Genomic DNA, 1,148 nt, shown 5'->3' with positions numbered 1-1,148 from the left:
TATTTACTGAATTTACTTCGGACATCGAAAATATCTCCTATCAATCAAATTAATTAAAAATAATTAGTTTAATATACTATAAATAATAAAAATTGTAAAGCCTATAAAAAGCGTAAAAATAAATTAATTTTACGATAAATTATAAAAATTGTTTAATTAAATATGTTCATTAGAATTTGTTAAATTCTTAAAAATTTTATAAAATATAAAGACTAAAAATTAAAAATCGGATAGAAAAATGAATTCAAATATTATAATTGTAATCGTTATATTTGCCGTAATAATATTACTTCCTTCGCTTAAAAGAATATTGAAAAATATAAAAATCGAAGGTTCGGACAGCATTCATATCGCCTGTTTATACGGAGACATTAAAAAAATAAAAGAATTTTTAAATTCGGGAGTAAATATAAATTCAAAAGACTTTTCAAATAAAACTCCTTTAATGTATGCCGCAGAAGACGGAGCGATTGAAATAATAGATTATTTGCTAAAAAACGGAGCGAATATTAACGATATAGACATTAGAGGAGAGAGCGCTTTAATAATTGCCTTGAAAAATCATAATATAAAAGCGGCAAAATTCCTCATAGAAAGCGGAGCGGATTTATCAATAATAAACGAAGAAGACAAAAACGCTTTAACAATCGCCAAAGAAATCGATTCTAAAGAGATTATAGAATTAATCAATAATAAAATAAATTTCAATTAATTATTATTTAATTATTATTATTTTTCGTTCTCGTTATATTTGTAGAACCGCAAATTGGACAATTAGAAACCGAGTCCTCAATAATATCATCAACCTGACTCAAATCATCAAATTCCGATATATTAATTTCTTTTTCGTCCACCGCCCAAAAATTGAAACAGTCTTTACAATAAAAATGAATTAAATATTCTCTGTAGTTTGGATAATTTCCTTCGATTTTTCTGTATCCGTCTATTATATTTCGTTCCATCAGTAACTCCAAAAATAATTTTCTTTTCGCAATTTAATTTAATATTTTTTTATAAAAAGTCAATAACTTTTTTTATTGCTAATATTATAACAGTTCAAATTCAAATTAATAAAAAATTAATAATTTATTTTTTTGTTAAATATGATATAATTCAAGTAAATTCATAATCCAAACGGAGATTAATAT

At 23.5% G+C, this 1,148-nt stretch carries 2 protein-coding genes; one reads left to right on the top strand and one right to left on the bottom strand.

Annotation, left to right across the window (positions count from 1 at the left end):
- Positions 1-238: 238 nt before the first annotated feature.
- Complete coding sequence (locus ACR0QS_RS13320) at positions 239-712, top strand: ankyrin repeat domain-containing protein (RefSeq protein WP_432633935.1); 474 nt, start codon at positions 239-241, stop codon at positions 710-712.
- Between the two features lie 7 nt (positions 713-719).
- On the opposite strand, the gene ACR0QS_RS13315 is transcribed toward ACR0QS_RS13320, so the two are convergent.
- Positions 720-962: a hypothetical protein gene (locus ACR0QS_RS13315; RefSeq protein ID WP_432633934.1), complete on the bottom strand. Its 243-nt coding sequence runs from the start codon at positions 960-962 to the stop codon at positions 720-722.
- Positions 963-1,148 lie beyond the last annotated feature (186 nt).

The sequence above is a fragment of the Brachyspira sp. genome, from assembly GCF_050873525.1.
Lineage (GTDB): Bacteria > Spirochaetota > Brachyspiria > Brachyspirales > Brachyspiraceae > Brachyspira.
The sequence above is the reverse complement of the archived record's forward strand: the minus strand, read 5'-3'. Positions and strand labels throughout refer to the sequence as shown.

What these genes read in the sequence shown, in the direction of transcription:
- ACR0QS_RS13320 (WP_432633935.1), top strand. Translation starts at nt 239, where the DNA reads ATGAATTCAAATATTATAATTGTAATCGTTATATTTGCCGTAATAATA.
- ACR0QS_RS13315 (WP_432633934.1), bottom strand. Translation starts at nt 962, where the DNA reads ATGGAACGAAATATAATAGACGGATACAGAAAAATCGAAGGAAATTAT.